The following is a 26,961-nucleotide window of genomic DNA, read 5'->3' on the forward strand; positions in this document are numbered from 1 at the left end:
CTAAAGATTTTGTTTAATTTACTTGGTTTGTACCAATATTAGTTTGTATATTTGCACCACAATAGCGCGGGATAGAGCAGTAGGCAGCTCGTCGGGCTCATAACCCGAAGGTCACAGGTTCGAGTCCTGTTCCCGCTACTAAGCCAAAAGACTTAATCGTTAGATTAAGTCTTTTTTTTGCTTCTACACAAAATATTTTTTGTCTCTCGCCACTTTACCTACCCAAAAGTGACTTTTTTATCCCTTAGAGACAAAAATATGCGGTATTGTCTGTGTAATTTTTATTTAAAATATTTGCCTTAAAATACAGTACACATGAATACATTAGCACAGCAAATTGACGAATTAAATAAGAACTTAACACAACAAGTTCCCCCTGAAGTTTTAACTAGCTTCGGTCAATCTATTGAAGATGTAAAAAAATTACAACTCGAAGACCATTGTATCAAAGTAGGAGACACGTTTCCTAATTTTCAACTTAAAAACACAACGAATCAAGTCATAGAATTAAATGACTTACTACAAAAAGGCCCTGCAATCATTAGCTTCTTTCGTGGTTCTTGGTGTCCCTATTGCAATTTGGAATTACGAGCATTACAACAAAAACTAAGCGAACTAGAAGCTAAAAAAGTTACATTGATTGCTATCTCTCCTCAACTTTCATCTTACAGTGCAACACTAAAAGAAACACTACATTTGGATTTTGAACTCCTAACGGATCAAGACAACCACTTAGCTAAACAGATCGGAATCAATTTTGAACTACAAGATTACGTTAGTCCCATCTATCAAAATTTAGGGATTGATTTAGCTGTTTACAATGGCAATACACAACAAGAATTACCTATTCCCGCTGTTTTTACACTAGATTCTACAGGGCGAGTAACGTACAAATTTGTGGATTCAAACTATATGAATCGCATAGATATGGAAGCCTTAGATTTGCATGTATAAAATTCGACAAGATAATCATTGAACTAAAAAAGCATTCTTATGGGAATGCTTTTTTAAACGAAGCCCTTAACCAAATTACTGAACATCCAAAAAACAAAGAAGACAACTAAATCTAGTAATTTTTCTTACGTACTACTGTTTGCCTTTCTAAATGCAGACATACTACTTCCTTTATGGCGTTTAAAAAACTTATTACAGTGACTCTCATCAGCAAAACCAAACTCATCAACAATTTCATTGATGCGACGTTCACTAAACAACAAGCGATGTTCAATTAATCGAATTTTATAAGCTGAAATATACGATTGGAAAGATTCTCCGCAATGCTTTCGAAAATAGCTTCCCAAATAAGTGGGTGACATGCCAAATTTCGGAGCGACAACTGTTACTTTTAACTGTTCTGGCTCGCGAATATGCTCTTGAATATAGTTGAGAATAGACACCATTTTCATATCCGTATTGTTGGACAAAGGTTCAAACTGAATCATGGCGATATTTCTTGCTGCTATCACTAAAATAGCATTAACCAAGTGCCGAACTAAATCTTCATTATACATAGTTTCTATGGCTATAACCTGTCTCAACGTTTGCATTAATTGATGTACAACGTGTTTATCTTCTTCGTTTACTAAAACGGAAGCCGATAGTTGAGAAGCATAGTAGAGTAAACATTCAATATGATCTATACTCTTCCATTGGTAATCTTTGACATAAGATTCGCCAAATCGAACTACCATAAACTCGCACATTCCCTCTAAATCAAATTCATGACAATCTTGAGGAGTAATCAAAAACAAATCGCCTACTTGAAATTCAATGCGATTGCCGTTAACCGTGTGCTTGCCTTTACCTGCGACAACGTAAACTAATTCAAAAAAGTTAAATATCCTGTCTCGCAACGGACAGCTGTCGATTTGTTCATAATATACTTCTAATGCTTGGTATATGTTTTCTCTTCCCATACCGCAAAGATACCGAAAACAGCTTTATTTATACCGATATATAGACAAAAATCAGTCTATTTTTGCATTAAAATAGAAGTATAAACTATTATTTACCGTCGTAAACCCATGTAATTGACAAAAAAGAACATCGAATATGATCCAACAAGATATCCCTTCAGAATTAGTACAGGCCATCAAAGAGAGTCCTTATAGCGAAATAGATTACGAGTATTTAGTAGCATTTAATCCAACACAAATTCGCATAGAAGAACAAAAAATAGCAGAAACCGAAGAGCCTTTGGTTATTCCTGTAGGATTAACTGTAACCAATATAGAAATTCCCTCTCGAGATAATGATCGCAATATTCGCTTAAGAACTTATTGTCCTACGAATCAAACCGAACTACCTGTACTGTTGTATTTTCATGGAGGAGCTTTTATATATGGCACACCTGAACAGTACGACTTTATTTTTTACGAATTAGCATCTGCCCTTCAACTGGTTGTTGTATCGGTAGACTATCGCCTAGCACCAGAACATCCTTTTCCTGCAGCCTTACACGATGGATATGATGCGCTACGTTGGTTATCTACACAAGCGCATACTTTAGGAGGAAATATCAACAACATCAATGTTGGAGGGAGTAGCGCAGGAGGAACGATTGCTGCCTCTCTTGCCCAATACGCCTTAGCTCAAAGAGAAATAACTATTCGCCATCAGTATTTGATTTATCCCCCTATGGATCACCGCTTGCAAACTCCATCTATGGAATTATTAGCTGATGCTCCCATGCAAAGCAAACAAGCGGCTGTTTGGATGTGGCGACATTATTTAGGAGAAAATCTAAACACACCTCCCCTCTATGCTGTACCCGCTTTGCAAGTCGATCTGAATCATCTTCCACCTGCAACAATTGTCATCGCTGAATTTGATCCTCTCAAAGATGAAGCTAAAGAATATGCTCAACGTCTTCAACAAGCGGAAATTCCAACATCTGTTTTTGAAATAAAAGGAGCTACTCACGTCTTTGACTTTTTCCCTACCCTAATGGCAAGAGAATTTTGGCAAACACAAATCACTTATTTAAAAAATATTTTTACTCGTTAATTCTATGAATATATTAGTTATCAACGGACATCCCAATCCAATAAGTCTCAATGCTACATTAGCAGAAGTTTACATTGAAACGGCACAAACCTTAGGAGCAAACGTGCGTTACCTAGCCATTGGTGAATTAGATTTCAATCCTAATTTAGCTTTTGGTTATGCCAAACGCATGGAACTAGAACCTGATTTAGTGTACGCATTAGAAAACATCAACTGGAGTACACATCAGGTTTGGATTCATCCGATGTGGTGGGTAGGCATGCCAGCAGTAATGAAAGGTTTTTTTGATCGTTTATTCCTGCCTGGATTGGTGTTTAAGCATCATTCCACAACACATACCGAAGGTCTATTACAAGGTAAAACAGCTCGCATTTTAGTAACTATGGGCGATTTATCACCTGAAGTACATCAAACGATCTATCGAGCTAGTGGCTTAATCCCTTTAAAGGAGGGCATACTATCCTACTGTGGTGTACAAATTGAAAATGCAGAGGTAGTGGGTCCATTAAACGATTACAGTGCATTTGATATCGAGCAACTCATCGAACAAGTCAAACAAAAGGCTCGAATAGATGTTGAAAAGCATCAAACCTAGAAAACTTGTTGTTAAATTTAAAAACAAACAACACCACAATTAACTAAAAATCAATAACTTGAGTATAAATAATTAAATTAAACTACTTTTTTAATCACATTTACTTGTTTTGTATCTTTATTAGTTTGTATATTTGCACCACAATAGCGCGGGATAGAGCAGTAGGCAGCTCGTCGGGCTCATAACCCGAAGGTCACAGGTTCGAGTCCTGTTCCCGCTACTAAGCCAAAAGACTTAATCTAACGATTAAGTCTTTTTTTTTGGTTTTATCTAAGCAATGAGCTATTTATAATAGTCCTGTACACAAACTACATCGCGACGTGCTCTAATTAAATGACAGAAGTATTAACCCCCTTGCATGGTTTCCTCCATTGTCGGTCGGTTTCGCTCTCCTTTCATTACACTTTGAATCAAATCTTTAATATTTTTATTTACTTTATCCTTAGGCTCTAAACGAAGTGCTTCTTCAATCAAGCTTAAAGCTTCCTGATCCCGTTCAGCCAACACTAAATTCATCGCGTGATTTCCCATTAAAGCAAAATCGTTGGGTTTTCGCTTTATTGAAGCCTCAGAATAGAATAAGGCTTTTTCTAAATTTTGAAGATGGATAGCTTCTAAAGCAGCCTCCATGGGAATCGAGTGATTTTCTTCATTTACAGTAAAAGCTTTTTCTAACAAAGCAAAAGCTTCATCGTGTCGATTTAATCGTTGAAGCGCTTTAGCAGACAATACCATACTCGGCCAATGGTCATCGAACATAGCCAAGCACTGTTTAAAATATCCAACAGATTCTTCTAACTTCAATTGATCAGCTGGATCCAAGGGTTGCATGCTATAATCACCCAACAAAATAAGTCCTTGTTGTTTTTCACAAGCTAAGTCGTAAAGCCTATTAAAATCATCGATCTTCTTTTGTTCTGTTGCTTCTTCATCGAGTTGATCGTAAATTGTTCCATTCATCAATTGTTCGATTTCATCTGGCAACAACTCTTTACTATAAGGAGAATAGGGGTTCAAAACTAGGGTAGATCCTTTAGTAAGCCCAAATAGATCTTGTCCTTTTAAACTGACATAAGAAACCTTGTCACGCATGATATCTTGATCAAAAATGCGATTTAAAGAAGTAAAAACGGGAATTACTCCATCGTTAAAGGACACCAATTTCACTGTGGTATTCGTCTCTACTTTTTGTGTTCCCTCCTCCATTTCTATATAATCAGGTGTTAAAACGACCAATTGATTCCACATTAATTTTTGATAGAAATACTTTCGCGCATCTAAATCTGAAGCAGCTTCCATTAAATAGCGTTCGAGTTCATTTTCAGGAAAGGTTGATTCTTGTTTTTTCTTCTTTTTAAAAATATCAAATAGTTTCATTTATTCTTTTTTCTAGCCAATATAACTTTTGTTGTAAATAATTACGTTATTCACTTTTTTGCTTTTTATCTAGCGCTCCTTTTTTAAAGTTTTCTTTTGTTTTCATTCTCAGCTGAACAACTACAGTTGGTGACTCCAATCCTGTTTGATCTAGAGATGTTATACTGTAATCTATCATATAGTTTTGATCTAGAATAACTAGCTCTGGTTTAACATTCAACACTACCGCATCAACCATAAAGATTAAATTCCCATTGAAACTAGCATTTTCTTTTGCCCATTGGTCTAAGGAAATTAAACTTGATTTACCGCCATTTTTTTCTTGCAAAATTATTTTTTTATCAAAATTAAGTGTTCCCATTTTAAAGTTGCCCTGTTCTGTTTTCACATAGTCGAAATACTTCGGATTGATCGTTAATTGACTGTAGCCACTATATTCCTTTTTATCAATTTCAATGGTGTATTGAAAATTTAATTTCTCTAAGTCTTTAGCAAATATTTGCGTTGGCATAGCTGCCGAAATATCCGTTGTTTGCTTCTTTTGTGCTATTGCAGTTGTTCCTATTAATCCCATACAAAGGAATCCTAAAACGCGTAAGGTTTGATATGTTCTCATCTGTTTTTTTATTAAATGTAAGTAAAAACACGATATCTTGTACAGCACAATGAAAAAAGGTTTGCGTATAACACACAAACCTTCTCTCTTTATTCTTTACATCAGTTCTGCAGCAACATCTTCCCATTCTTGCATCAATGACTCTACTTTCTTTTTGTTTTGCTCATAAGCCTTAAAAAAGCTTTCATCCTGCATCAGTTTTTCATAGTCTACAGCTAAACGTTCATCGTCTTTTGCTATTTTCTTTTCTAATGCATTGATTTCACTTTCGATTTTACTCAATCTATTTTGCAATGTTTTCTGTTTCTTTTGATCCTCATAGGACAAGGTAACAGTTTTTTTCTCTTCTACTTTAACAACTTGTGGTTCCTGTTTTTCACTTTTTTTCTCAATTTCACGCATATTCTGTGCCTTGCGTTCTTCTAAGAAATAGTTGATATCCCCCAAATATTCTTTAATTTTTTGATCTTTAAATTCGTACACTAAATTCGTCAATCCTTGTAAGAAATCACGGTCGTGAGAAACTAAGATCAAAGTACCTTTAAAATTAAGCAAAGCTTGTTTCAACACATTCTTAGATTTAATATCTAAGTGGTTGGTTGGCTCATCCATCAGCAATACGTTGATTGGCGACAACAACATGCGGCATAAAGCTAAGCGATTTCGCTCCCCTCCTGACAGCACTTTTACTTTTTTCTCTACATCATCTCCTCGAAACAGAAAAGCACCTAACATATCTCGCACTTTAACGCGATTGGCATCGGTAGCAGCGTCTAACATCGTATCTAGCAAGGTTTTTTCACCATCTAAATAATCCGCCTGATTCTGCGCAAAGTATCCTATCTGAACATTGTGTCCTAATTTAATTGTCCCCTCGTATTCGAATTCTTTCATCACCGCTTTAATCAGCGTTGACTTTCCTTGACCATTTTGTCCAACAAAAGCAATTTTGCTACCGCGTTCAATCAGGAAATTGACATCTTTAAAGATAACCTTATCGCCAAAGCGCTTAGTTACCTGTTCCATTTCTAACACAACTTTACCAGGGTCAATACTCACCGGAAAAGAGATATTCATAACCGCATTGTCATCTTCATCAACCTCAATGCGTTCTACTTTATCCAATTTCTTGATCAGTGATTGCGCCATAGAAGCTTTTGTTGCTTTATATCGGAAACGCTCGATTAACTTTTCCGTTTCCTCTATTTTTTTTGCTTGGTTCTTTTGAGCGGCCAATTGCATTTCACGCAATTCCTCACGTAAAACTAAATATTCCGAATAGGGTTTATCAAAATCGTAGATCTTACCCAAAGAAATTTCAATAGTGCGATTTGTTACATTATCCAAGAACATTTTATCGTGAGAAATAATCACTACAGCTCCGGGATAACCTTTCAAGAAATTTTCCAACCAAATAATACTTTCAATATCCAAGTGGTTCGTTGGCTCATCGAGTAACAAAACGTCGTTATCTTGCAACAACAATTTCGCCAACTCAATACGCATACGCCATCCACCAGAGAATGTATCGGTTAAATTATCAAAATCTTCGCGCTTAAATCCAAGACCTTGCAAAACACGCTCGGTATTACCTACGTAATTATACCCTCCGATAATTTCAAATCGATGAGTTAAATCACTTAACTTTTCAATTAATTCGCTATATGATTCTGATTCATAATCTGTTCGTTCTGCTAATTCTTTATTTACTCGGTCTAATGCAGCCTCGACTTCTTTAATTTCAACAAACGCTTGGTACGCTTCTTCTAAGACAGTACGACCTGGAATAAAATCAATATCTTGACGTAAGAACCCTATTTTCAGTTCTTTTTCCATTGCGATACTCCCTGTATCAGGATCCATATCTCTGGACAAAAGCTTTAACATTGTAGACTTTCCAGCACCATTCTTACCAACGAGTCCTACGCGATCTCCAGCACCAATTCTGAATGTTACACTTTCAAAGAGGAATTCTCCTGAAAACGAAACAGACAAATTATGTATATTCAACATAAATATTACTTCTTTAATTTAAACTTTTTGTAGCGGTGGATAGATAAATTCTCATCTAACGCTATATTATTTTCTGTATAGTTATACAGTTGTTCGGCTAAATAAGGCGCCAATAAAACACCTCTGGTTCCCAAACCATTTAGCACCAAAATTCGATCTGATTCTAAACTTCGTCCGAGCAATGGACGTCTATCTTTAACAGTTGGACGAACACCTGCCAAGTGTTTTATCACTTCAAAATCAAGAGATATAAAACTTCTCAGTCCTTCTAGCAACTCTTCCTCACCTGCTTTGGTAGGCTCATCTGTTTTATCCTCCCAATTATATGTTGCTCCTAATTTATAACAATCATCGCCAATGGGAATCAAAAAAACACCTGCTTTCAACATGAAATCACAAGCTAGATTAGGTATTTTGACAATCATTAACTCACCTTTTGTTCCATCGAGTGGCAGTTGATTGAAAAATGGATTTTGCAACAGACCAAAACCCTCAGCAAAAACAATGCGTTTTGCATGAATACCTTTATAGGACACGCCCTCATCATCATACTGTAAAGCCTCATAATCAAAAGACTCAACTTTATAGCACCCCAACTGAGTCAGGTACTGACGATATGCGGGAATTAACTCATCTGTTTCCAAATATCCTGTTGATTGAACTTTCCCCAATCCAAACGACAAATCTACTCCTTCTATTTTTTTCTTTTCTATTTCAGGAGACAAAAAATCTTGTAAATTAGGTCTATCTGCTGCTTGAAACCAGTTGTTTTGTTCTTCAACAGATGCCAAACGGCGGTAAAGATCCATCGGATACCAGCACTTAACTTGTAATTTTGCCTCTAAAGCAGGATAAAAAACTTCTGCGATTGCCAGTTGTTCTTTTATTTTCCAAACATCCGTAAATCGCTTTAAAACAACTGGATTATACATTCCACCCGCAATCAAAGAAGAGGAGCGTTTCTCTGCATCAATCACAATAAACGTCTTTCCTTCCTGTGCTAATTTTTCAGTAAAAGCTATACCAGCTAAACCAGTTCCAACAACGATATAATCCACCATAATCAATCCATAAAAAAAAGCTCTTATTTAATTTAGATAAGAGCTTTATAAATTAGTAATTACAAAATTAGTAATTCCATAAATCATCTTCAAGGTTTCTGATCAATTCTTTGATGCGTTCGCCTTCAAATAATTGACTTAACTCTCCACCTTTGATATAATCGTTGATACGAGTATCACCATATTGATTATCTGCTTTGTAAATCGTAGAACTAAATCTTCTAGCGTTTAGCAAATGATCAAAATTCATTGGGTTCATTGGATTTTTAGAGTTGAATACTTGCGCTTCAAACAAAGTGTTTCTAGCATCCGGGAAGAATATCCAGAAAAGTTCAACCGCGTTTTCAACTTCAGCCCCTTTCGTATATAAATCTACTACTACTGGTGCTATTCCCAATAAACGGTATTTTAATTGACCTTCATTGCGATCAAAATACCACATACCCACTACGTGATAAGATTTTACATCAGATGGACGTAACTCAACACGTTGAATATATTCTTCTGGAATTCTCTCACCAGCATTATAGTATTCAATACCAGCATCTGTAGTATCAATTTTAACGAAAGATGTTTCAAGCTCCTTTAACGATCTTTTTCTTTTAAAGTCGCTATCATCATATACTTCTGTGATAGCTCCAGACTTAATACCGTCAATTAAAGCTTGGAACATAGATTTTCTTCCATCTCCAGAAACTTCTTCAATTGGATAGTAATAAGACTCATTAGCTTTCTCTTCTAGAGAAATGTTTTCCCATACTTTAATACCAAATAAGATGTCCTTATCTGCTACATACCCGTATGGAATTGGTCCTTCGCTTTGTACGTATATTTCTTGAATACTTTTCATTCCAATCTCCTCAGCAGACTTAGCGTTTAATAAGTTGCTTTGTGCAAATGATTGCACTGAGAATATCGAAAATGCTACAAATAGTGAAATTTTTTTCCAGTTCATATTATTCAAAGTTTTCTTCTTTTATTTATTTCGAAATTACATGATTTCGAATGTACAAGGTGCCGTTTTCTTCAGTGCATAATCTCCAGCACCGTCTAAACGTACCTTGATATCAGAAATAACAACTACATCTCCTAGTCTTGCTTTTGAAATCGCAGCTTTTGCTCTTTCGTTCATTCTATTTCCTTGAACTACCACTGAAGGTTGTCCAGGAACTTGCAATACAAATCCTGTAACTGTTAACCCTAATTCAAAATCAAAATCCTCTAATTTTGCACCGATTGTTACAATCTCTAAGTTAGACTTAGGACCTTTCGCAGCGTATTCTCCACGAACTGTACCACGAGGTGCAGGAATATCTTTAATTCTAAATACTTTTTTGTCGCTTACCGATGTTCCGTCAGGTAATTTACCTGTTACGTTGATCGTAACTTCTCTACCAGCTTGAGGACGCATATTATATTGTCCTGCTTTTCCTCCTTTAGATAAACCAGGAGCAGAAGCTACTACTTTATCATCAGAGATACCAGCAAATGAAATTGTCATTGGGTTTATCACCCCACGGTATACAACGTTCATTTTATCTGCAGAGATATTTGCTGAATTTGGTTTTGGCACAACAACATAGTTTCCTTTGATGTCGATTTCAACAGGTTTTCCGTCTTCCATAAATGTAAATTTACCTTTTACATCATGCTCACCAACGTTACCTGTACCAAAGCTCAAGTTAACTTGACCATCTTCTAACGCTCTTGATAAATCAACTTTTTGACCATTCACTACTACTTCTGTAGGAACTGTAGATTTATCATAACGTCCTAATACAACTTTTCCTTTAAATTGTTCTCCAGCGAAGAAAGCTGATTTCTCAGGAATAACAATTGCAGCATAGTTACGCATAGAAGCCGCTTGACTTAATGTGTTTCCTAATAAGCTATTGTAGATCTCATGCTCAATAACCATTGCGTCATTTTGCATTGTAGATAATTTAGTCAATGAAGCGATTGCTGGAAACCCTTGGAAGTTGTAATTCAAATATGGTTTTACAACACCTTCTCCATCTTTCACGTCAGAGATATCAAATCTATTTTGCAAATCTACAACAATTGGTTGAAACTTAACGTCTTCACCAACAATCCCTAAGATTGCGCTTTTATACTTTTCAATTGCTCCAATAAATTCTTCTCCTGCTGCAGAATATTTATCTCCACTAAACCAAGCTTGATCAATCACCTCACCTTTTTCCATACGTTCAGCTGGTAATTTACCATCCACACGTTGTGCTTCTAAAGGATCTGTAATTTGTTTCTTTACAGTAGCAACGTAATCATAAAATTCTTTCGTTACTGTTGCCACTTGCTTCGCTTTCTTATAAGGCTCGCCAAAACGAGTTGGATCATCTGCTGATTTAGCCTCTAATCCTCCTAATAATCGTTCGTTATTATCAATCGCCGAAACGTTCGCCGATTCAAATTTATCGTTTACCATACCAAAAGCTGATAAAACCTCCTTTGACATCTGAAGTGCCATCATCGCGATGAACACAAGATACATAAGGTTAATCATCCTTTGCCTAGGCGTCAATTTTGCTCCTCCTGCCATTATTTATAACTTTATCTGGATTATAAATTAATTAGCACCGCGGTTACCCATTGCAGAAAGCATACCTCCATAAACTGTGTTTAAAGAAGATAAGTTGCTTGTTAAAGCAGACATTTGCTCTTTTAATTTGATGTTATTTTCAGCAACTTCTTTATTAATCTCAGCATTGCGAGTAGCGCTTTCCAACTGAACTTTATACATTGAGTTTAAAGATTCTAATTGAGCTGCAGCCATTGACATTTCTTCAGCATATTTTCTTGTAGAAGCAACAGAGTCAACTGTTGGAGCAATTTCTTTAGAAGCTGCTTCAAAGTTTCTGATACTTTTGCTTAAGCTACTCATTAATTCTCCATCAATTTTTGCTTCTTTCAATAAATCATCTAGTTTTTTAGATAACATACCTTCTTCTTCTGTTGATCCACCGCCAACAAATCCTACAGCACTACCACCACCTCTAACTTGTGTTGGTTCTCCTCCTTTTAATTCAGGATAAACTTTTGACCAGTCTAACTCGTCATCAACTGGTTCGAAAGCAGATATCGCAAAAATAAGAGCTTCTACAACCAATCCTAAAGTTAGCATATTATTTCCATTAATTGGACCTAACTCCATGTGCGTAATTTTAAATAATGCACCGATAATTACAACTGAAGCCCCCATTCCATAACAGAAGTTCATTACTTTTTTAGGTATTGCCATAATTTTTTAAATGTTTTAATTGTTTGTCTATAATCTATAATTGTTTTGGTTCTGTTTATTTAGCCATTTTTGTGGCATTGCTTCTTGACATTGATCCAGAAACAGATTGTACTAATCTAAATCCGATGTAAGATCTAGCTGAATCTGCATACTCAGAATCACGTGTAGCAACTTGTAACATATAAGCAGGGTCTCTCCAAGATCCTCCTCTGATTACTTTTAATGGCGTATCTGATCTTCTGTTTTTTGGTTTTAAGCTTGACATGAAGTCATAAGATGACGAATCATACGGTGAGCTAGTCCACTCAGCCACGTTTCCAGACATATTGTATAAGTTATATCCGTTTGGTGGATAAGCGCGTGCTTCAGCTGTATAAGTAGCTCCATCTGCTGCATAATCAAAACGACTTGGTTTGAAGTTAGCCATGAAACATCCTTTTTCATCTGTTGTGTAAGGACCACCCCAAGGATACATTGCACCTTCTAAACCACCTCTAGCAGCAAATTCCCATTCGCTTTCCATTGGCAATCTGTACTCATGTACTTCTGACGGCATACTTTTTGAACGTAAGAACGTGTTTTTGTATAATGTTCTCCATGCTGCAAATGCTCTAGCTTGATGCCAGTTTACTCCTACTACTGGATATTCACCAAAAGCTTCGTGCCAGAAGTAATCGTTGTGCATTGGCTCATTGTAAGAATATTGGAATTCTTTAATCCAACGCGTTGTATCTGGATAAATCAACAACGTTTCAGTTTTCAAGTGTCTGCTGCGTTTTCCACGAGGATCTGTTCCTTTATCTTTCATTGCTCCTTCTAAATCCACATAGGTATATTTGAATTTAATTTTAGAAGCGTCAAACATACCCAATCCGTTGTACGTCTCTGAAGCTGGGATATACAATGAATCCATTACTTCAACATAGTACTCATCTGGATAACGATCTACAGTTGCAGGTAAGTTTACTTTTTTGTTTAATCTTCTACCAGCATACATGTCATCACTACTATCCATGCTGTAGTAGTTTTCATACATATATCTTTGATAAGGTGTCATACGATCTAGATTTTCTTCATTATCTAAAAACGCATAAGCACCAATACCACCACCATCTGGAGTTAACCCCATATCATCAGCTGCAATAGCTAAACGAGTTCGGATAACCGAATCTTTTACCCATTCAACGAATTTTCTATACTGGTTGTTTGTAACAGCTGTTTCATCCATATAGAACGAACCAACAGTTACCGTTTTTGTTGGAGCATCCTGTGCACCAAGGAAATCTTCATTTGATTGTCCCATTGTAAAAGTTCCACCTGGAACTAGAGACATACCATGAGGCTTCGTAGTTGACCATCTCTTCCCTTCTACTCCTCCTAACAACTCACCTCGATCTCCAGTACCACAGCTGCATACCAAAGCTAAAACTGCTCCTAACGTAATGATCTTCTTCATATATTATTTAGGTTTTCTTATATACTTCTTAAAAATGTAAACGTATTCAATTATTTTTAATTTTCAAAAACAAAGCTAAAAAAAATTTAGTTTATATTTAACATATAAAAATGTTAAATTTTTTTTAGTCACACTAAACTCTTTTTAAATGCTCTCCACCATCTATCAGGCAATTGCTGTGCGGTAGCTTTTTCATAATCTTCATAGCTACAAGGCAACAATGTTTTCTTTGTTAACTTTTCGTTAACACCTGTACCAACATTTACTTCTATCCACCATCTTCCCGAGATATCACTCTTGTAGAATACTAGATTTTCATAATCATCAAATGGCACTATATACTTGATATAATTATCTTTACAAGCAAATGGATATTCATTGTAGCGATAATTCACTCCTTCAATAAAATACCACAAAACCTGTCCTAATAATAACGTTTCGTTCATTTGATTATTGTAATTAAATATTCCAAATGTACTAACTTTATCACTTAAACCACTATACCTTGCCAAAGAACAAATTTCTCGTCCATCAAATCCATTGGGATTAAAAGTCGAAAAATTACCTGAATCGCTTGATTTGACAGCATTAATATCAACACTCACAATATCAGCATCTCGCAACACTGGTTCCGCCAGTGCAATATTATTAATAATTTCCCCAACTCTGTAAGCTTCGAAGAATAAATTTTCAATTAAATCGATTTCTTCTTGAGAATTATAATACGTTTGGTAGCCTAAATTTGAAAAATTGAACAAATTATTGGGTTCTTCTAGAATAATTCGCGATATGAAACTTTCTGCAGCACATCCCCCATCTTTTGCGACATCTAATTTATGATCAATACAAACTAAATTTACCATTTGTTCGAGCTTGTCATAACCGCGATACATCGCATAAGTTAAATCCTGACTTCCACCAATAACAACCGGAATCACGCCATTCTTAACTAAATCTTCTACAACTGTACGAAGCAAAAAATAAGTATCCTCAATAGTATCACCTGGCAGAATATCTCCTAAGTCCACGATTCGAACATGCCAATTTCCGGGAAACAACGTATAAAAAGACTTTCTGACTTTCATTAAGTCTACGATATCAACTTCTGATTCTAACCCTCTATTATCTGTAACTCCGATAAGCGCAATTTTGTATTGACTATACTTGTCGAAATCACCACCAGAATGGAAGTGAACCTTCTTCCCTAGACTTTGACTAGGCAATCCATCGATATAATTCCTGAATTCAACACTAACTGGACGTAAAAGTTCTAACATGTTTTCTATTATTTCTTAGTCGTCGTTTTTTTTGTAGTTGCTTTCTTAGCAGCTGGTTTAGCGGCTGCTTTCTTAGCAGGTGCTTTTGTTTTTTTAGCAGGTGTTTTCGCTTCGATCATTGCCTTTACTTCATCCAAAGTCAAAGCTTGTGCATCTACTTCTTTAGAAAGTTCAATCTTCGTTTTTCCTTTTAAAATAACAGATCTTCCCCATCTTGCTTTTTCTACGCGAATTCCCTCTTCAATCCAATCGTGAATAACTTTATCTTTTTCTTTTTGAATTTTATCCTCAATCAATTCAATTACATCTTGATTGGAAAGATTATCAAAATTATATTTCTTATTGACGTTGATAAAAATATTATTCCATTTTAAATATGGGCCAAAACGACCAACACCTTTTTGTACTGGCAAATCTTTATATGTTGCAATAGGGCGATCCGCTTCTTCTTTTTCTTGAATAAACTCTAATGCTTTTTCAAACGTAACATCCAAAGGTTCTAATCCTTTAGGAAGAGAGATAAACGTTTTACCTACGCGAACATAAGGTCCAAAGCGTCCGTTATTTACTTCTACTTCTTCTCCTTTATACTCACCTAACATTTTAGGTAACAAAAACAGTTTTAACGCTTCTTCTAACGTTATTGTTCCAATATTTTGATCCGGAGCTAAACTAGCAAACTGCTTATTTTCATCTTCTGCATCTCCAATTTGTGCCATAGGTCCAAACTTACCTAAACGCACAAGCACGGGTTTTCCAGACGCTGGATCAGTACCTAGTATACGCTCTCCTGATTCGCGTTCAGCATTTTCTTCAACATCTTTAACCGTTGGATGGAAATGATCGTAAAACTCACGCATCATTTTAGCCCAATCTTCTTCTCCTGCAGCAATTGCATCAAAATCTTCTTCTACTTTTGCCGTAAAGTTATAATCTAAGATGGTTTTAAAATTCTTAACTAAAAAGTCATTTACAATGATACCGATATCCGTTGGAATCATTTTCCCTTTATCAGAACCTGTTTTCTCAACCAACACTTTTTCGGTTAGTGCCTCCTGAGCAAGCGTCAGTACTTTATAAGGACGTTCTTTTCCTTCTGTCGTTCCTTTCTCCACATAATTTCGCGCAATAATTGTCGAAATTGTCGGTGCATAGGTCGACGGTCTTCCAATCCCTAATTCTTCTAATTTCTTAACTAAAGAAGCTTCTGTATAACGAGCAGCTGGTTTACTAAAACGCTGTGTTGCTACAATACCATTTGACAAAAGTGACTCACCTACTTTTAAGTGTGGTAAGATTCCTTCTACTTCTTCCTCTTCATCATCATGTCCTTCGAGGTAAACTTTTAAAAATCCGTCAAACAAAAGCACTTCACCAGTTGCAACAAATAAGTCACTATATTTATTAGCACCTATTTTCACATTGGTACGTTCAAGTTTTGCATCACTCATTTGAGAAGCTAACGTACGCTTCCAAATCAGATCATATAAACGCGCCTGATCCCTATCTAAAGGCACACTGTGTAGTGCCATATTAGTCGGACGAATAGCCTCGTGCGCTTCTTGCGCTCCTTTGCTTTTCGTTACATAACTTCTCGATTGTACATATTCAGCCCCGTACGATTTTGCAATCTCAGCAGCTGCGGCTTTAGTTGCCTCTTCGGATAGATTTACACTATCCGTTCTCATATAAGTAATAAATCCTTCTTCGTATAAACGCTGCGCCAACATCATGGTTTGTCCAACCGAATAATAAAGCTTACGTGCTGCCTCTTGTTGAAGCGTTGATGTAGTAAAAGGTGCTGCAGGAGATTTTTTAGCTGGTTTTGTTTCTAAATCTTTAATCGCATAAGTTGCACCAATATTGAGATTTAAAAAATCTTTAGCTTCTTGTTCGCTAGCAAAGCTCTTTGACAATCTTGCTTTAACAACTTTGCCTTCAGCTGTCTTAAACTCTGCCGTAATCACATAAGAAGATTCAACATTAAATTCGTTAATCTCTTTTTCTCTCTCCACAATTAACCGAACAGCAACAGACTGAACTCGTCCTGCCGACAATCCGCCTTTCACTTTCTTCCACAAAACAGGCGATAATTCATACCCCACTAAACGATCTAAAACGCGTCTTGCTTGTTGGGCATTTACTAAATTATAATTAATCCCTCTCGGGTTTTCAATTGCTTTTAATATAGCTGACTTAGTAATTTCGTGAAAAACAATTCGCTTTGTCTTATTTTGATCTAGTTTTAATTCCTCTGCTAAATGCCATGCAATAGCTTCCCCCTCACGGTCCTCATCGGAAGCTAACCAAACAACCTCTGCATTTTTAGAAAGGTCTTTTAACTTTTTAACTACTGCTTTTTTATCACTAGAAACCTCATACTTGGGTTTGAAATTATCTTCTACGTTTACTCCTATTTCTTTAGAAGGCAAATCCGCTATATGTCCATAACTAGATTCTACCTGATAATCTTTTCCTAAAAATTTTTCAATTGTTTTTGCCTTTGCAGGCGACTCCACGATCACTAAATTCTTTGCCATACTTCATTATTTTGTGAAGCAAAAATATGCGTTTTTTCTTAATATTTCCACTTCAACCGATATAATTCACACTTTCTCTTAAAATCCTCTCCTATGATTTAAAAAATACACAGTTTTTTAACGTTGATTACCAAAAAATCCTCTTTTGTACCTTAACAACGTTTACTAAGAAAAATTCTTCAAAAGTAAAGAAACAAAAGCAATTTATCCGTACTAAGGTAGTATTTTAGCTTCTACACGCTAACAAATAGCTCTTAACTTATCAATTCAATTCTTATTTCACACCACAAACATCCAACTATTTTAGAAACATTCACATATTATTCTCAAAAAAAAGCTTTATCATCTGTTAAGAATAGATCAACAAACTACCTTTTAACTTCCAAACAAGGACATTCTCTTCTTTGTAATGTACTATCAAAATACTATTAAATATAAAGCTGTCAACTTGTCAGCAAATAAATTTAAACTATCTTTGTGTCTTAAAATAAAACTCCCTTTTAAATAATCATATGGAAAAGGTAATTGACGAAAATAAACAAGGAACAAGCTTACAGCTAGCACAAAATAAAGACAATACCAAAAAGCTTTTTATTGAAAGTTACGGTTGTCAAATGAACTTTTCGGATAGCGAGATTGTTGCCTCAATTTTATCTGACGCAGGATACAACACAACCAACAACTTAGAAGAAGCTGATTTAGTTTTAGTAAATACTTGCTCTATTAGAGACAAGGCGGAACAGACAGTGCGCAAACGCTTAGATCAATACAACCGCATCAAAAGAAAAAACCCAGGTATGAAAGTGGGAGTTTTGGGATGTATGGCAGAACGTTTAAAGAGCAAATTTCTAGAGGAGGAAAAAATTGTAGACATGGTGGTTGGACCTGATGCATACAAAGATTTACCAAATCTCTTAAAAGAAGTAGATGAAGGAAGAGATGCGATCAACGTAATTCTATCGAAAGATGAAACGTATGGAGATATTTCACCTGTTCGTTTACAAAGTAATGGTGTTACAGCCTTTGTATCAATTACAAGAGGTTGTGATAATATGTGTACCTTCTGTGTTGTACCTTTTACGAGAGGACGTGAACGCAGTAGAGAACCGCATAGTATCATTTCAGAAATTCAAGATCTACACGAAAGAGGGTTTAAAGAAATTACATTATTAGGACAAAATGTAGACAGCTACCTTTGGTATGGAGGTGGATTGAAAAAAGACTTTGATAAGGCAACCGAAATTCAAAAAGCAACGGCGGTTGATTTTGCTCAATTATTGGAGTTATGTGCAACCAAATTCCCGAAAATGAGATTTCGTTTTTCGACTTCCAATCCGCAAGATATGCATATGGAAGTAATCGAGGTTATTGCACGCCATGAAAATATTTGTAAATACATTCACTTACCTGTTCAATCGGGAAGTACTCGTATTTTACAAGAGATGAATCGCCAACACACTCGAGAAGAATACATCGAATTAATTGATAAGATTTACGCGTTAATTCCAGACATTTCACTATCTCAAGATATGATTACGGGGTTTCCAACAGAAACAGAAGAAGATCATCAAGATACACTTTCGTTAATGGAACACGTTCGATATGACTTTGGATTCATGTTTGCTTATTCTGAGCGACCAGGTACATTAGCGGCTCGTAAATTAGAAGATGACGTTCCTGAAGAAACAAAAAAACGCCGTTTAAGCGAAATCATCGCTGTTCAAGGTAAGATCAGTTTAGAGCGCACTAAGCGTTTTGTTGGACAAACTGTTGAAGTATTAATTGAGAAATCATCGAAGCGTTCAGATTTAGAATGGAGCGGAAGAAACTCTCAAAATACAACAGTTGTGTTCCCGAAAGAAAATTATAAAGTAGGAGATTTTGTTGAAGTGTACATTGAAGATTGTACATCTGCAACGCTTATTGGAAAGGCCGTAGGTTACTCGCCAATGCAAGCTTAATCCCTCTTGTTGAAATAGCTCTCTCAAAAAGTTTACTACATGGAAAACGTTCAAGCGATAAAACAACGATTTGAAATTATAGGAAATGATCCTAAACTAAACCGCGCGATTCAGAAGGCAATTCAGGTTGCTCCAACTGACATTTCAGTTTTAGTAACAGGAGAAAGTGGGGTTGGGAAAGAGAGTGTTCCCAAGATTATCCATTCCCTTTCGCATCGCAAGCACGGAAAATACATAGCAGTCAACTGTGGAGCAATTCCAGAGGGAACGATTGACAGTGAGCTTTTTGGACACGAAAAAGGGGCCTTTACAGGGGCAATCGGCACTCGTGAAGGATATTTTGAAGAAGCTAATGGAGGAACTATTTTTTTAGATGAAGTAGGAGAATTACCTCTAACAACGCAAGTGCGTTTGCTACGTGTTTTAGAAAATGGAGAATTTATCAAGGTAGGTTCATCTCGTGTTCAAAAAACAGATATCCGAATTATTGCCGCTACCAATGTCAATATGATAGAAGCGATTCATAAAGGAAAGTTTAGAGAAGATTTATATTATCGTTTAAGCACAATTGAAATTGCACTTCCTCCGTTGCGAGAACGAGGGGAAGACATTCACTTGTTGTTTCGAAAATTCGCCTCAGACTTCGCGCACAAATACAAAATGCCTCCTGTTCGTTTAGATGCTGCTGCGGCTAATTTTTTAATTCGCTACCGTTGGGATGGAAATATACGACAGCTGCGAAATGTAGCAGAGGAAATTTCCGTATTGGAAACGAACCGCGAAATTACACTTCCCATCTTACAATCGTATTTACCCAATTACGACAGACAATTACCTTCTGTTGTACAGGGTAAAAAAGCAGAAAGTGACTTTAGTACAGAGCGCGAGATTTTGTATAAAATCTTGTTTGACATGCGCAATGACATCACAGATTTAAAAAAACTTACCTTAGAACTTTTAAAACAAGACAAAGGACAAGTACAGGAAAGCAATCAGTTATTGATTCAGCGTATTTATGGAAATAAGTCCAATGAATCAGCAGATTACAACGCAAACCCTTCGGATATTTTACAGTTGGAAAACAGTAATTTACACCCTACTCAACCTGTTCATTCAACGTTTCATCCGACTCTTGTTGAAGACGACGATGACGATGACGATTACCTTATTGCAGAAACAATAGAGGACGAACCATTGAACTTAGAGGAACAAGAAGTAGAATTAATTCGAAAAGCCTTAGACCGCAACAAAGGCAAGCGAAAAGCTGCAGCAGAAGAACTGGGAATTTCCGAGCGAACACTCTATCGAAAGATCAAACAATATAACTTATAAATAATGAAGTTAAAACCGATCATTGCGATTCTTTTTATCGCGTTAGGCTTACAAAGCTGTAAATATTATAACTTTACAGGTACAGGAAAAATCGATGCTGATTCATTTCAAGTGAATTACTTTCAAAATAATGCTCCACTAGTTGAACCCGGTATTGAGCGTACATTTACCTTGGCTTTGCAAGATCTAATCCAAGGACAAACGAGTTTGACATTGACCAATTCGGATGCTGATTTAATATATGAAGGAGAAATTGTCGATTACAGAATTAGTCCAATGACAGCAACAGCAGATCAAAGAGCAGCGCAAAACCGCTTGTACATTGCTGTAAATGTTCGTTTTACAAACAAAAGAAATCCAGAAGATGATTTTGAAAAACGCTTCTCTTTCTACTATGACTACGATGCTAATGCTCAATTGGTTGGAGGTACATTAAACACTGCTTTAGACGAGATTTTTGAACGCATTACACAAGATGTTTTCAACGAATCTTTAGCTAAATGGTAAAAAATTAATCAAATTGAATATAAACACTCTACATACCTACTTAGCTGATCCCTCGCTATTACAGCGATCAGATATCCAAGAATTAAAACAATTATTGGAACAGTATCCCTATGTACAAGCGATAAGAAGTTTATACCTTAAAGCTTTATATTCAAACGAAAGTACTTCTTACAATCAGGAGCTCAAAAAAACAGCGGCTTATACACTAGATCGCGACATGTTGTTTAACTTCATAGTTTCTGATGACTTTACAGTATATCGTCCGTTAACAACCGAAGATGAAACGACAGCAGAAGTTCAAGAAGAACCTGTTGTACTAGCGAAGGAAAAAGTTGTAGAACAAAACATTAGCACACTTTTGGAAAATATTTCTAAAGTTGCTTATGCCATTACGCAAGAGGACCGATCCGTATCGACAGGACAGAGCGAGGAAAAAGGAGAAAAAAAGACAGAAGAAGAACAACTAATTGAACCTGTCTCAACTCAAGATACCGTTGATGGTTCTGTTGAATTGAATATAACTGAGGAGATAGCTACCACTGAAAATACAGTTGAAGCATTAGAGCACAAGTTAGAAATTGGCAAACCTTTAGCATTTGAAACAGGAGAAAAATACTCTTTTCACGAGTGGTTACAATTGTCAAAACAACAGCCAATTCTCAGAGAATCGAATACAAAAAGCGAAGAAATACCACAAGAACAGGAAGAAAAAAAGGAAGAATCTACAGAAGATGAAAAAAAATTTCAAGAAACTTTAGAAAAAAAACAAGCGTTAATTGACAAATTCATCGAGACAAATCCTAAAATTATCCCAACAAAAAAAATCACGGCAAGTCCCATCAATATTGAATTATCCGTTCAAGAGAACACGAGTTTAATGACAGAGACTTTAGCTAAAATTTATTTGGAGCAAAAAAAATATCAAAAAGCAATACAAGCTTATGAGATTTTAATTTTGAAATATCCAGAAAAAAGTAGTTTCTTTGCAAACCAAATATTAGATATAAAAGCGTTACAACAACATAATAGTTTATAAGCATGAACACATTTACAGTATTTTTAGTATTGATTGCTATCGTATGTTTTTTATTAATTGTGGTTATTATGGTACAAAATCCTAAAGGTGGAGGTTTAGACTCATCTTTTGGAGGATCTACTGTTGCAGGAGGTGTAAAAAACACGAATGACTTCTTAGATAAGAGTACTTGGACTTTAGGAGCGGTGTTAATCATCCTTATCTTAATGTCAAGCATTAGCTTTAGTGGTGGTGCGATTGGAGATTCTAAACTTTTAGATCCAAATGCAGAAATGCCAGTACAGCAAACAGTTGTTCCTGCTGCTAATACAGAAAATACAACTGAGGCTCCAGCAACTGAAGCACCAGCAACTTCTGAGACTTCAACGCCAGAAACTACACAAGAATAAAAAATTAGTTTTAAAAAATACAAAATGCCAGCTGTCAAGTTGGCATTTTTTTTTGCTCATTACGTGCCAATACAAGGTTTGGCACACTTTGTGACTAATTATAATCAATTAAAATAATTACTCAATTAAAAACAAAATAATATGTCAGTAAATATAAAGCCCCTTGCAGATAGAGTTCTTATCAAACCTCTTCCAGCAGAAACAAAAACTGCTTCTGGTATAATAATCCCAGATAATGCTCAAGAAAAACCACAAAAAGGGACAGTAGTAGCTGTCGGAAACGGTACGAAAGACCACGACATGACAGTTACAATAAACGACACTGTCTTATATGGTAAATATGCTGGGACTGAATTAAAACATGAAGGAGTTGATTACTTAATAATGCATGAAAGCGATATTCTAGCAATTTTGTAAATCAAACGTAAACAATAAAACTAAAAAAGTAATGGCAAAAGATATTAAATTCGATAGAGAAGCACGAGAAGGTTTAAAACGCGGTGTTGATGCTTTAGCAAATGCTGTTAAAGTAACATTAGGACCAAAAGGAAGAAACGTAATCATTGGAAAATCGTTTGGCGCACCAACAATCACTAAAGATGGTGTTTCTGTAGCGAAAGAAGTGGAGTTAGAAGATGCACTAGAGAATATGGGTGCTCAAATGGTAAAAGAAGTTGCTTCTAAAACCAATGACTTAGCAGGAGACGGAACAACAACAGCTACAGTATTAGCACAAGCCATCGTAAAAGAAGGATTGAAAAACGTTGCTGCTGGTGCAAATCCTATGGATTTAAAACGCGGAATAGACAAAGCGGTTGAAAGTATTGTTGCTAATTTAAAGGATCAAGCACAAGAAGTGGGTGCTTCAATAGATAAAATTAAACAAGTAGCTTCTATTTCGGCGAATAACGATGAAATCATTGGAGAATTAATTGCGCAAGCTTTCGAAAAAGTTAATAGAGAGGGTGTAATCACTGTTGAAGAAGCAAAAGGAACAGAAACTTTTGTTGATGTTGTGGAAGGAATGCAATTTGACCGTGGATATTTATCTCCCTATTTCGTAACAAATTCAGAAAAAATGGAAGTTGAATTAGATTCACCTTACATTTTATTATATGACAAAAAGGTATCTTCTTTAAAAGAATTACTACCTGTATTAGAACCCGTTGCTCAATCGGGGAAACCCTTATTAATCATTGCTGAAGATGTTGACGGGGAAGCTTTGTCTACTTTGGTAGTAAACAAATTGAGAGGAGCTCTAAAAATTGCTGCTGTAAAAGCACCTGGATTTGGTGACAGAAGAAAAGCAATGTTAGAAGATATCGCTATCTTAACTGGTGGTGTAGTAATCTCAGAAGAGCAAGGGTACACGTTAGAAAACACTTCATTGGAGATGTTAGGTACATGCCAACGTGTACGTATAGATAAAGATAATACTATGTTAATTGGTGGTGTAGGTAATGACCACATGATACTTAACAGAGTAAATCAAATCAAAGCACAGATAGAAACAACTACTTCTGACTATGATAGAGAAAAACTTCAAGAGCGCTTAGCCAAATTAGCGGGTGGTGTTGCTGTGCTTTACGTTGGTGCTCCTACGGAAGTAGAGATGAAGGAGAAAAAGGACAGAGTAGACGATGCCTACCATGCAACAAAAGCTGCAATTGAAGAAGGTATTGTTGCTGGAGGGGGAGTTGCTTTACTTCGTGCAAAAGCAAATCTTGATTCAATTAAAGCGGTAAATGCTGACGAAGAAACAGGAATTCAAATCATTGCTAAAGCGGTTGAATCTCCATTGAGAACTATCGTAGAAAACGCAGGTTTAGAAGGTTCTGTAGTTGTAGCTAAAGTATTAGAAGGAAGTAACAACTTCGGATACAACGCTAAAACAAACGAATACATCGATATGTTACAAGCTGGTGTAATCGATCCTAAAAAGGTAACTAGAGTTGCTTTAGAAAACGCAGCTTCAGTTGCAGGTATGATTCTTATTACTGAATGTGCTTTAGTGGATATTAAAGACGAAAATGGTGGAGGAATGCCAATGGGAGGCGGAATGCCAGGAATGATGTAATATCATCCAATTATAAAAAAACGGCTTGAAGAATTCTTCAAGCCGTTTTTTTATTTGAGTTTATTTGTTGTAAAGTTTTGTTTGATTGTGCCTCAAAAAAAGTAAGCTTCATCAAGGTTTTAGCGCTCTATTATTCCACTCTCCATTTTTGTATTCAAACAAAATTCGCTCGTGAAAACGAGCTTCACTAAAAAGGAGAAATTCAATGCGAAAAGGTTGAACCGCCCATGCAGCAAAAGAGGTTGGAGTGGGAAGCGCTTTTCCTTCATACTGTTGCAATAAAGCAGTATATGCCACCTCTAATTCACTTAGATTGATTAAATCTTCTCCTTGTGCGCTAACGATAGAAACGACTTGACTCTCTCTGTTACGCTCCTGAAAATAACGATGACTAGAAAAGGTATCCAACTCCTCGATTACACCTTGTATGCGAACTTGTACATTGGTACTCGTCCACCAAAAAGCAAGTGACACCTTGTTATTCTCCTCTACTTCTCGTCCTTTACGCGCCGTCTTACTTCCCGTAATAATGAAGCGATTATCTATGATCTCTTTACAAGACACAAAACGACTATTGGGAAATCCATCCAATCCAACAGATGTAAAACAACATGCCGAAGGAATTTTGACAGGGGTTAATTTCAATTCTTTTTCATACAATTGACGGAATAAAGAAATCGGTTCTTTCATACCTTTTTAATTTAGGATCAAATTCATCTTCTCTAAAAATAAAAAAACATCTTTGCTTTTAGAAACAAAGATGTCTTTTTTATATAAAATTCGTTTGTACTTCCTTTATTAGTCAGCAAATGCTGTTCGTCATTACAAGAGATTACTTCACGATTTCCTTCAAATCAGCAATTGTCGCCATAGGATCTGCAGCACTAAAAACAAAATTACCCGCTACAAGTGCTTCTGCCCCAGCCTCTACTAAAGCTTTTGCATTTTTACTATTTACACCTCCATCAATCTCAATGATTACATTCGCTCCCTTAGCATCAATCATCGCTTTTAATTTACGCACCTTTTCATACGTATTTTCAATAAAGCTTTGTCCACCAAAACCAGGATTTACACTCATAATCAAAACTAAATCCAAATCTTGTATAATATCTTCCAAAACAGAAACCGGTGTATGTGGATTTAACGCTACTCCAGCTTGCATTCCCTCAGCTTTGATTGCTTGTATAGTACGGTGTAAATGCGTGCACGCTTCGTAGTGTACTGTTAAAATATCCGTTCCCAAGTCTTTAAATGTTTTGATATAACGATCGGGATCAACAATCATCAAATGCACGTCTAACGTTTTCTTTGCGTGTTTGTTGATTGCAGCTAATACGGGCATACCGAATGAAATATTAGGAACAAAAACTCCATCCATAATATCGATATGGAACCAATCTGCTTGGCTTTCATTCACCATTTCAATATCGCGTTGTAGGTTTGCAAAATCCGCTGCCAAAACGGAAGGTGCAATTTTTATATTTTTCATACTATCGTGTTGTTTGTACAAAGATAAAAAAATCCCAAGAGGAAATTCCTCTTGGGATTTTATAATTCTATTATTGCTCTTTTATAGTAGCTTCAAAAAGTTCTGCAAAATACTTGACAATCTTAGCGCGCACCTCATCTTCATCAACATAGTTTACACCAAGCTCTACATGTAGGGACGTAACACCTTTACCTCGAATTCCACAAGGAATAATATTGTCAAAATACCCTAAATCTGAGTTGACATTCAAGGCAAAACCGTGCATGGTTACCCAACGAGAAGCTCGTACCCCCATAGCGCAAATCTTTCTTGCAAATGGTGTACCCGCATCAAGCCAAACCCCAGTTTCTCCTTCACTTCTACCAGATTCAATACCGTAATCCTTTAGCACGAGAATCATTGTTTCTTCCAATAAACGCAGGTACTTGTGAATATCAGTAAAGAAATTTTCCAAATCCAAGATGGGATATCCTACAATTTGTCCAGGACCGTGATACGTGATATCACCTCCCCTGTTAATCTTGTAAAAAGTAGCACCTTTAGCTTTCAATTGCTCGTCATTGAGCAACATATTTTCCATGTCTCCGCTTTTACCCAAAGTATACACATGTGGGTGCTCGACAAACAAAAAGTAATTCGGTGTTTGCTCCTCTGTTTCTTCTCGTCTGTTTTTTATTTTTATGTCTAAGATTGACTGAAAAAGCTCCTCTTGATACGTCCAAGTGTCTTTATAATCTTTCTCTCCTAAATCGATTAAAGTAACTTCTTTATTCATTTTTAAAAAAACTTATCTACTGTATTTCGGATTATTAAGAATAACCAATGCGCCAATAACCCCAGGAATCCATCCCGCAAGGGTAAGAAGTAAAACAATTAAAATAGATCCACATCCTTTATCGTAAACAGCGATAGGCGGAAAAATAATCGATAGAATAACTCTCCAAATACTCATAATCACATATTTATAAGT

25 protein-coding genes and 2 tRNA genes are annotated in these 26,961 nt (G+C 36.1%); 12 read left to right on the forward strand and 15 right to left on the reverse strand.

All coding sequences use genetic code 11. The features are described from left to right. Positions 1-65: 65 nt before the first annotated feature. A tRNA-Met gene (locus tag H4K33_RS04040) sits at positions 66-138 on the forward strand. Between the two features lie 177 nt (positions 139-315). Beyond that, positions 316-954, forward strand: coding sequence for a peroxiredoxin-like family protein (locus H4K33_RS04045; protein ID WP_182647200.1), 639 nt, complete (start codon positions 316-318; stop codon positions 952-954). Positions 955-1,079: 125 nt separating this feature from the next. On the opposite strand, the gene H4K33_RS04050 is transcribed toward H4K33_RS04045, so the two are convergent. Continuing rightward, positions 1,080-1,916, reverse strand: coding sequence for an AraC family transcriptional regulator (locus H4K33_RS04050; RefSeq protein ID WP_182647201.1), 837 nt, complete (start codon positions 1,914-1,916; stop codon positions 1,080-1,082). 136 nt (positions 1,917-2,052) lie between these two features. Between H4K33_RS04050 and H4K33_RS04055 the strand changes: the two genes are divergently transcribed. The 3 genes from H4K33_RS04055 to H4K33_RS04065 all read left to right on the forward strand — a co-directional run bounded on the left by H4K33_RS04055 (position 2,053) and on the right by H4K33_RS04065 (position 3,821). Further along, the gene (locus H4K33_RS04055) at positions 2,053-3,006 is read left to right on the forward strand and encodes an alpha/beta hydrolase (RefSeq protein WP_182647202.1); all 954 of its coding nucleotides are present in this window, start codon (positions 2,053-2,055) and stop codon (positions 3,004-3,006) included. Positions 3,007-3,010: 4 nt separating this feature from the next. Continuing rightward, positions 3,011-3,601, forward strand: coding sequence for an NAD(P)H-dependent oxidoreductase (locus H4K33_RS04060; RefSeq protein ID WP_182647203.1), 591 nt, complete (start codon positions 3,011-3,013; stop codon positions 3,599-3,601). A gap of 147 nt (positions 3,602-3,748) precedes the next feature. Next, positions 3,749-3,821 (forward strand) — tRNA-Met (locus tag H4K33_RS04065). Positions 3,822-3,946: 125 nt separating this feature from the next. Here H4K33_RS04065 and H4K33_RS04070 read toward each other — a convergent pair. From H4K33_RS04070 to topA, 10 genes are all read right to left on the reverse strand, one after another. Then, positions 3,947-4,978 carry an SseB family protein gene (locus H4K33_RS04070; RefSeq protein WP_182647204.1) on the reverse strand — a complete coding sequence of 344 codons (1,032 nt, stop codon included), beginning with the start codon at positions 4,976-4,978 and terminating at the stop codon, positions 3,947-3,949. A 46-nt stretch (positions 4,979-5,024) separates the two neighbouring features. After that, positions 5,025-5,594, reverse strand: coding sequence for a hypothetical protein (locus H4K33_RS04075; protein ID WP_182647205.1), 570 nt, complete (start codon positions 5,592-5,594; stop codon positions 5,025-5,027). 96 nt (positions 5,595-5,690) lie between these two features. Beyond that, positions 5,691-7,607, reverse strand: a complete 1,917-nt coding sequence (locus H4K33_RS04080; RefSeq protein ID WP_182647206.1) for an ABC-F family ATP-binding cassette domain-containing protein — start codon at positions 7,605-7,607, stop codon at positions 5,691-5,693. Positions 7,608-7,612: 5 nt separating this feature from the next. After that, a complete protein-coding gene (locus tag H4K33_RS04085) occupies positions 7,613-8,668 on the reverse strand; it encodes an FAD-binding oxidoreductase (RefSeq protein WP_182647207.1) in 1,056 nt (351 codons plus the stop codon). 67 nt (positions 8,669-8,735) lie between these two features. Beyond that, positions 8,736-9,623 carry a gliding motility protein GldN gene (gene gldN, locus H4K33_RS04090; RefSeq protein WP_182647208.1) on the reverse strand — a complete coding sequence of 296 codons (888 nt, stop codon included), beginning with the start codon at positions 9,621-9,623 and terminating at the stop codon, positions 8,736-8,738. Positions 9,624-9,659: 36 nt separating this feature from the next. Continuing rightward, the gene (gene gldM, locus H4K33_RS04095) at positions 9,660-11,225 is read right to left on the reverse strand and encodes a gliding motility protein GldM (RefSeq protein ID WP_182647209.1); all 1,566 of its coding nucleotides are present in this window, start codon (positions 11,223-11,225) and stop codon (positions 9,660-9,662) included. 27 nt (positions 11,226-11,252) lie between these two features. Then, the gene (gene gldL, locus H4K33_RS04100; protein WP_182647210.1) at positions 11,253-11,924 is read right to left on the reverse strand and encodes a gliding motility protein GldL; all 672 of its coding nucleotides are present in this window, start codon (positions 11,922-11,924) and stop codon (positions 11,253-11,255) included. Between the two features lie 55 nt (positions 11,925-11,979). Further along, positions 11,980-13,380, reverse strand: a complete 1,401-nt coding sequence (gene gldK / locus H4K33_RS04105) for a gliding motility lipoprotein GldK (RefSeq protein WP_182647211.1) — start codon at positions 13,378-13,380, stop codon at positions 11,980-11,982. Between the two features lie 128 nt (positions 13,381-13,508). Beyond that, the gene (locus H4K33_RS04110) at positions 13,509-14,657 is read right to left on the reverse strand and encodes a formimidoylglutamase (RefSeq protein WP_182647212.1); all 1,149 of its coding nucleotides are present in this window, start codon (positions 14,655-14,657) and stop codon (positions 13,509-13,511) included. Positions 14,658-14,665: 8 nt separating this feature from the next. Beyond that, positions 14,666-17,197: a type I DNA topoisomerase gene (gene topA / locus H4K33_RS04115; protein ID WP_182647213.1), complete on the reverse strand. Its 2,532-nt coding sequence runs from the start codon at positions 17,195-17,197 to the stop codon at positions 14,666-14,668. A gap of 512 nt (positions 17,198-17,709) precedes the next feature. Between topA and miaB the strand changes: the two genes are divergently transcribed. The 7 genes from miaB (at position 17,710) to groL (ending at position 24,499) form a co-directional block, all read left to right on the forward strand. Further along, entirely contained in the window at positions 17,710-19,158 is a 1,449-nt protein-coding gene (gene miaB, locus H4K33_RS04120; protein WP_182647214.1) for a tRNA (N6-isopentenyl adenosine(37)-C2)-methylthiotransferase MiaB, read from the forward strand. Positions 19,159-19,197: 39 nt separating this feature from the next. After that, the gene (locus tag H4K33_RS04125; RefSeq protein ID WP_182647215.1) at positions 19,198-20,490 is read left to right on the forward strand and encodes a sigma-54-dependent Fis family transcriptional regulator; all 1,293 of its coding nucleotides are present in this window, start codon (positions 19,198-19,200) and stop codon (positions 20,488-20,490) included. Between the two features lie 3 nt (positions 20,491-20,493). Beyond that, positions 20,494-20,997: an LptE family protein gene (locus H4K33_RS04130; RefSeq protein ID WP_182647216.1), complete on the forward strand. Its 504-nt coding sequence runs from the start codon at positions 20,494-20,496 to the stop codon at positions 20,995-20,997. 13 nt (positions 20,998-21,010) lie between these two features. Continuing rightward, on the forward strand, positions 21,011-22,033 hold the full coding sequence (locus H4K33_RS04135) for a tetratricopeptide repeat protein (RefSeq protein WP_182647217.1): 1,023 nt from the start codon (positions 21,011-21,013) through the stop codon (positions 22,031-22,033). 2 nt (positions 22,034-22,035) lie between these two features. Beyond that, entirely contained in the window at positions 22,036-22,422 is a 387-nt protein-coding gene (gene secG / locus H4K33_RS04140; protein WP_182647218.1) for a preprotein translocase subunit SecG, read from the forward strand. A 141-nt stretch (positions 22,423-22,563) separates the two neighbouring features. Next, entirely contained in the window at positions 22,564-22,839 is a 276-nt protein-coding gene (gene groES, locus H4K33_RS04145; protein ID WP_182647219.1) for a co-chaperone GroES, read from the forward strand. Between the two features lie 31 nt (positions 22,840-22,870). Then, positions 22,871-24,499 carry a chaperonin GroEL gene (gene groL, locus H4K33_RS04150; RefSeq protein WP_182647220.1) on the forward strand — a complete coding sequence of 543 codons (1,629 nt, stop codon included), beginning with the start codon at positions 22,871-22,873 and terminating at the stop codon, positions 24,497-24,499. Between the two features lie 111 nt (positions 24,500-24,610). Here the strand turns inward: groL and H4K33_RS04155 are convergent, their stop codons facing one another. The 4 genes from H4K33_RS04155 to H4K33_RS04170 form a co-directional block, all read right to left on the reverse strand. Beyond that, positions 24,611-25,189: a pyridoxal 5'-phosphate synthase gene (locus H4K33_RS04155; RefSeq protein WP_182647221.1), complete on the reverse strand. Its 579-nt coding sequence runs from the start codon at positions 25,187-25,189 to the stop codon at positions 24,611-24,613. Between the two features lie 142 nt (positions 25,190-25,331). Next, complete coding sequence (rpe, locus tag H4K33_RS04160; protein WP_182647222.1) at positions 25,332-25,991, reverse strand: ribulose-phosphate 3-epimerase; 660 nt, start codon at positions 25,989-25,991, stop codon at positions 25,332-25,334. A gap of 70 nt (positions 25,992-26,061) precedes the next feature. Further along, complete coding sequence (gene lipB, locus H4K33_RS04165) at positions 26,062-26,766, reverse strand: lipoyl(octanoyl) transferase LipB (protein WP_182647223.1); 705 nt, start codon at positions 26,764-26,766, stop codon at positions 26,062-26,064. A gap of 12 nt (positions 26,767-26,778) precedes the next feature. Continuing rightward, positions 26,779-26,943, reverse strand: coding sequence for a YqaE/Pmp3 family membrane protein (locus H4K33_RS04170; protein ID WP_182647224.1), 165 nt, complete (start codon positions 26,941-26,943; stop codon positions 26,779-26,781). Positions 26,944-26,961: the final 18 nt, after the last annotated feature.

It is taken from the genome of Myroides sp. WP-1 (assembly GCF_014145635.1).
In the GTDB taxonomy this organism is placed as follows: Bacteria; Bacteroidota; Bacteroidia; order Flavobacteriales; family Flavobacteriaceae; genus Flavobacterium.

Excerpts from the sequence above, each read along its gene's own strand:
- H4K33_RS04085 (WP_182647207.1), bottom strand. The coding sequence starts at position 8,668 with ATGGTGGATTATATCGTTGTTGGAACTGGTTTAGCTGGTATAGCTTTT.
- H4K33_RS04110 (WP_182647212.1), bottom strand. The coding sequence starts at position 14,657 with ATGTTAGAACTTTTACGTCCAGTTAGTGTTGAATTCAGGAATTATATC.
- H4K33_RS04060 (WP_182647203.1), top strand. The coding sequence starts at position 3,011 with ATGAATATATTAGTTATCAACGGACATCCCAATCCAATAAGTCTCAAT.
- H4K33_RS04050 (WP_182647201.1), bottom strand. The coding sequence starts at position 1,916 with ATGGGAAGAGAAAACATATACCAAGCATTAGAAGTATATTATGAACAA.
- gldM (WP_182647209.1), bottom strand. The coding sequence starts at position 11,225 with ATGGCAGGAGGAGCAAAATTGACGCCTAGGCAAAGGATGATTAACCTT.
- H4K33_RS04155 (WP_182647221.1), bottom strand. The coding sequence starts at position 25,189 with ATGAAAGAACCGATTTCTTTATTCCGTCAATTGTATGAAAAAGAATTG.
- gldN (WP_182647208.1), bottom strand. The coding sequence starts at position 9,623 with ATGAACTGGAAAAAAATTTCACTATTTGTAGCATTTTCGATATTCTCA.
- topA (WP_182647213.1), bottom strand. The coding sequence starts at position 17,197 with ATGGCAAAGAATTTAGTGATCGTGGAGTCGCCTGCAAAGGCAAAAACA.
- H4K33_RS04055 (WP_182647202.1), top strand. The coding sequence starts at position 2,053 with ATGATCCAACAAGATATCCCTTCAGAATTAGTACAGGCCATCAAAGAG.
- H4K33_RS04045 (WP_182647200.1), top strand. The coding sequence starts at position 316 with ATGAATACATTAGCACAGCAAATTGACGAATTAAATAAGAACTTAACA.
- secG (WP_182647218.1), top strand. The coding sequence starts at position 22,036 with ATGAACACATTTACAGTATTTTTAGTATTGATTGCTATCGTATGTTTT.
- groES (WP_182647219.1), top strand. The coding sequence starts at position 22,564 with ATGTCAGTAAATATAAAGCCCCTTGCAGATAGAGTTCTTATCAAACCT.
- H4K33_RS04125 (WP_182647215.1), top strand. The coding sequence starts at position 19,198 with ATGGAAAACGTTCAAGCGATAAAACAACGATTTGAAATTATAGGAAAT.
- rpe (WP_182647222.1), bottom strand. The coding sequence starts at position 25,991 with ATGAAAAATATAAAAATTGCACCTTCCGTTTTGGCAGCGGATTTTGCA.
- H4K33_RS04130 (WP_182647216.1), top strand. The coding sequence starts at position 20,494 with ATGAAGTTAAAACCGATCATTGCGATTCTTTTTATCGCGTTAGGCTTA.
- miaB (WP_182647214.1), top strand. The coding sequence starts at position 17,710 with ATGGAAAAGGTAATTGACGAAAATAAACAAGGAACAAGCTTACAGCTA.
- H4K33_RS04170 (WP_182647224.1), bottom strand. The coding sequence starts at position 26,943 with ATGAGTATTTGGAGAGTTATTCTATCGATTATTTTTCCGCCTATCGCT.
- H4K33_RS04080 (WP_182647206.1), bottom strand. The coding sequence starts at position 7,607 with ATGTTGAATATACATAATTTGTCTGTTTCGTTTTCAGGAGAATTCCTC.
- H4K33_RS04070 (WP_182647204.1), bottom strand. The coding sequence starts at position 4,978 with ATGAAACTATTTGATATTTTTAAAAAGAAGAAAAAACAAGAATCAACC.
- gldK (WP_182647211.1), bottom strand. The coding sequence starts at position 13,380 with ATGAAGAAGATCATTACGTTAGGAGCAGTTTTAGCTTTGGTATGCAGC.
- gldL (WP_182647210.1), bottom strand. The coding sequence starts at position 11,924 with ATGGCAATACCTAAAAAAGTAATGAACTTCTGTTATGGAATGGGGGCT.
- H4K33_RS04075 (WP_182647205.1), bottom strand. The coding sequence starts at position 5,594 with ATGAGAACATATCAAACCTTACGCGTTTTAGGATTCCTTTGTATGGGA.
- groL (WP_182647220.1), top strand. The coding sequence starts at position 22,871 with ATGGCAAAAGATATTAAATTCGATAGAGAAGCACGAGAAGGTTTAAAA.
- lipB (WP_182647223.1), bottom strand. The coding sequence starts at position 26,766 with ATGAATAAAGAAGTTACTTTAATCGATTTAGGAGAGAAAGATTATAAA.